This is a genomic window from Paenibacillus sp. AR247, from assembly GCF_002968895.1.
Classification (GTDB): domain Bacteria; phylum Bacillota; class Bacilli; order Paenibacillales; family Paenibacillaceae; genus Paenibacillus_AQ; species Paenibacillus_AQ favisporus.
The window spans coordinates 1,315,066-1,318,735 of the sequence record NZ_PCZT01000009.1 but is presented as its reverse complement, the minus strand read 5'-3'; the positions used below and the strand labels follow the sequence as shown (position 1 = coordinate 1,318,735).

General features: G+C 53.5%; 4 protein-coding genes. All 4 read left to right on the top strand.

The window, feature by feature from the left end:
- Positions 1-88: 88 nt before the first annotated feature.
- The 4 genes from CPT76_RS14250 (at position 89) to CPT76_RS14235 (ending at position 3,500) form a co-directional block, all read left to right on the top strand.
- A complete protein-coding gene (locus CPT76_RS14250) occupies positions 89-817 on the top strand; it encodes an MBL fold metallo-hydrolase (RefSeq protein ID WP_105443373.1) in 729 nt (242 codons plus the stop codon).
- Positions 817-1,899 carry an AbrB family transcriptional regulator gene (locus tag CPT76_RS14245; RefSeq protein ID WP_258168437.1) on the top strand — a complete coding sequence of 361 codons (1,083 nt, stop codon included), beginning with the start codon at positions 817-819 and terminating at the stop codon, positions 1,897-1,899. Before CPT76_RS14250 ends, CPT76_RS14245 begins: the two co-directional genes overlap by 1 nt.
- 253 nt (positions 1,900-2,152) lie before the next feature.
- Complete coding sequence (locus CPT76_RS14240) at positions 2,153-2,857, top strand: Crp/Fnr family transcriptional regulator (RefSeq protein ID WP_181152846.1); 705 nt, start codon at positions 2,153-2,155, stop codon at positions 2,855-2,857.
- A 49-nt stretch (positions 2,858-2,906) separates the two neighbouring features.
- A complete protein-coding gene (locus CPT76_RS14235) occupies positions 2,907-3,500 on the top strand; it encodes a redoxin domain-containing protein (protein ID WP_105443371.1) in 594 nt (197 codons plus the stop codon).
- Positions 3,501-3,670 lie beyond the last annotated feature (170 nt).

Sequence of the window (3,670 nt, the reverse complement as noted above, 5' to 3'; positions counted from 1 at the left end):
TCAAGAGTCATATAATGAACTAGCGAGTTTTATGCGGATATTTAAGTTGACAGGAGGTGAGCCAAAGCGAGATGCTTTGGCGTGAAGTATGAAAATTTCGGATCAGATCGAAATGCTGGAACTGTCCCTTTCCATGGGCGATCGGGAGATGGTGATTCATCCTGTAGTCATCCGGGATAAGGATTCCTATGTATTGGTAGACACGGGGATGCCGGGCTGCTACGAAAAAATCGTGGAGCTCATGTCTCAGGCTGGGATCGACCCTGCCGCCCCTCATTCCATTATTGTTACCCACCAGGATATCGACCATGTGGGCAGCCTGCCTCAATTTAAGGGCGAGGGTGTTGAGGTATATGCACATGCGGAAGACCAGCCTTACATCGACGGACTCAAACCAATGATCAAATTTAGCGGGGACCGTAAAAAAGGACTGCTGGAGTCGATGCCGGCCCAACTGGCTGAAGCCTTTGAGACGACCTTTTCCGGAAAGGTGACCAATGTGACCCGCCTTCTTGCCGATGGCGAGAAGCTGCCTTTTGGCGGGGGACTGACCGTCATTTATACACCGGGCCATACTCCAGGGCATATCAGCTTGTATCACGAGCCGAGCAAAACATTGATTACCGGTGACGCCATGGTCGTTAACAACGGCGAGCTGCAGGGACCGAATCCGCCGGTGACGCCGAATATGGACGAAGCGATGCAGTCGATCACCAAATTCAAAGCCTATCCGATCGAAAATGTCATCTGCTATCATGGCGGTCTGTACCAAGGGGATGCCGGGGCGCGAATCGCTGAACTGACTGAGAGCCTGTAATGACAGACACCGCAAGCTTGAACAACAGCCGTTGGAGGAACAACAAATGGCTGCGGTTTTTGGTGACCTGCGTGTTTGCCGTCATCGGCGGATTTATCTTCCAATGGATCCATATGCCGATACCATGGCTGCTGGGCTCCATGGTTTTTGTCATGATCGGCTCCAAGCTGTTTAAAGGCGTTTCTTTCTTTTGGCCGGGGCAGGTGCGGAATACGGGAATGATCATCATCGGTTATACGATGGGATTGTCTTTCACCTTGTCCACGCTGAAGCAGATCGGGCACCAGCTGCCGACGATGGTCCTGTTTACGGCGCTGCTGCTGGTCGTTGCTGCGGCGATCGCCTTTATGATCGCTTTTCTGTCGGGAATCCCGTTTCCTACGGTGCTGATGGGCAGCATTCCCGGCGGGCTGAGCCAAATGATCACGCTGGCGGAGGAAGTGGAGGGAATCGATTTGACGGTCGTGACCTTCCTTCAGGTGTCGCGGCTGATCATGATTATTTTCTGTGTGCCCCTTTTGATCTTCAGCCCGCTGTTCCATCCCTCGGGATCGCATGCATCAGGAGCCGCATCTGCGGCGACATCGGCCGATTGGTCCGCCTTGTTTCCGCATATCTGGCTTTTCGCGGTGGTATGCGTCGTATTTGCCTTGGTGGGTAAACGGATCAAATTTCCGACAGCCTTTCTGCTGGGGCCGATGATCGGCACCATCCTGCTCAATTTATCGGGATATGAGGGACATTCGCTCCCGCCGGTGGTCCTGAGCCTGTCGCAGCTGATGATGGGCGGGTATATCGGATTACTGCTCAAACCGGAAAATTTGAAGCATAAAGTGAAAATCATATTGCTCGCCATATTGAGCGGTGTCGTGCTGATCGCATGCTCCCTCGGGCTCAGCGTGCTGCTGACCAAGTTTCACGCGATAACGGAAGTCACGTCATTTCTCAGCCTTTCGCCAGGCGGCATGGATCAGATGGCACTGATCGCCAAGGAAGTGAACGGGGACCTGTCGGTCGTCACCTGCTACCAGCTGTTCCGGACCCTGTTTATCTTTTCGCCGTACCGCCGCTGCTCAGGCTGATCTTCAGATCGATGCTTAAAGGGAAAAAATTGGCCAACAGGCCGATGTGATCTATCAACAGCGCAACCTACATGTTTTATCTATTCAACAGCCATCGCATTTCAGCCTTGGCTTTTTTTTGTATCTTTATGCCGCCAGCCGACGCTGCGCCAGCTAACCCTGCGAATGCTGCAGTGTTATGCTTTTGCTGCTGCCGAATATCTTCTATACTATAGTCATTATCGGGCTGACCTATTTGGGAGGAACAAAGTGCATGAGCATATCACATGAATCAAGTGACAAGCCCGTCCAGGTATTTCCGTGCCTGACGGCGGTTTCGCCTGAGGAGTGGCGGGAGTCCGGGCCGTTCATCCGTCGATTTAGCGCCAAATCGCGAATATTCCACCGGGATGATGCGGCGGCATATGGTATGTTCCTTCTCAGTGGAACCGCGAGGATTACGGTGATCGGCGAAAATGGCTCCGAAACTGTCATCAACCTGCTGACAGCGGGAGAAATTTGCTCACTCCTGGTGCTGAGCGGTCTAAGCGGGCGCGAGTATCCCGGTGAGCTGACTGCCGAGACCGAAGTGGAAGTGCTGTTTGTGCGGAAAAGCAGCTTTATGCGTTGGGTACAGGAGTACGAGCCTATTCGCGCTACGGTGTTCGGCGGACTGCTTGACGGCATGCTCCGCATGGTGGAGAGGACGCAGCAGCGCCAGACCCTCCCGCTTGACAACCGCCTTGCCGGAGCGCTGCTGCGAATGACGGCCGGGGAAGCGCCGACGGTTCGGATCACCCATCAGGAGCTGGCCGAAGAGGTCGGGTCGGTTCGCGAGGTCGTGACAAGGGCACTTGCCCGGTTTCAGCGGAAAGGGTTGATCGAGACCAGCCGGGGAACGGTCCGTATTTTGCAGCGTAAGCTGCTGGAAGAGGAGTTTGGTGACCTGGTCACAGAGGAATCCGGAGCTTCCTGCTAAAGTGGGTTCATGCATTTCATGCATAGAAGATCCATGAGGAGGAATTTCCATGACCAACCTGCTGATGACCGGGGACAAAGCCCCGCTCTTCCAATCGATCAACCAGCACGGCGATCCGGTTTCGCTGGACCAATTCCGCGACCGCAAGGTGCTGCTGTCGTTCTTCCGTAATGCGGCATGCGCTATGTGCAATTTACGCGTTCATCAAATGATCCAGAGGTATCCCGACTGGCGTCGCCATGGGCTTCAAGTCATCGCGTTTTTTGAATCGCCGGAAGCGAACCTGCACAAGTATGTAGGCGCGCAGCAGGCGCCTTTTTCGCTCATTGCCGATCCGAATGCCGACATCTATAGCCTGTACGGAGTCGAATCGTCGAAATCCAAGACGGAAGCTACATTAGCGCTGCCGAATGTTCATGAACTGGCAGATGAAGCGGCGGCCGCCGGTTTTCCGCTTACGCCTGAAGAGGGGGCCAATTTCCACCGCATTCCGGCCGAGTTTCTGATCGATGAAGAGGGGATCGTAAGGACCGCATATTACGGAAAGCTGATTACCGATCACCTTCCTTTCGAATGGGTGGACCGGTTCGCAGCGTCCTCCCCGGAGGAGGCACTTGTGAAGCCGGAGAATCAGTCACGCTAAAAGCCGCTGAAATAAGGCGAGAAAATCCCTTACCATTGTATAGATTTGTTTGGGGACCCAAACAGTCATAGCAGGAATTTCCTTGTTTTGGCTGTTTTTATTTTCGTTTTCTCTAAATATTCCTTTGTGGTAGTATTTGGTCAGGAGGCATGAAGATGAACACGACAACT

Excerpts from the sequence above, each read along its gene's own strand:
- CPT76_RS14250 (WP_105443373.1), top strand. The coding sequence starts at position 89 with ATGAAAATTTCGGATCAGATCGAAATGCTGGAACTGTCCCTTTCCATG.
- CPT76_RS14245 (WP_258168437.1), top strand. The coding sequence starts at position 817 with ATGACAGACACCGCAAGCTTGAACAACAGCCGTTGGAGGAACAACAAA.
- CPT76_RS14240 (WP_181152846.1), top strand. The coding sequence starts at position 2,153 with ATGAGCATATCACATGAATCAAGTGACAAGCCCGTCCAGGTATTTCCG.
- CPT76_RS14235 (WP_105443371.1), top strand. The coding sequence starts at position 2,907 with ATGACCAACCTGCTGATGACCGGGGACAAAGCCCCGCTCTTCCAATCG.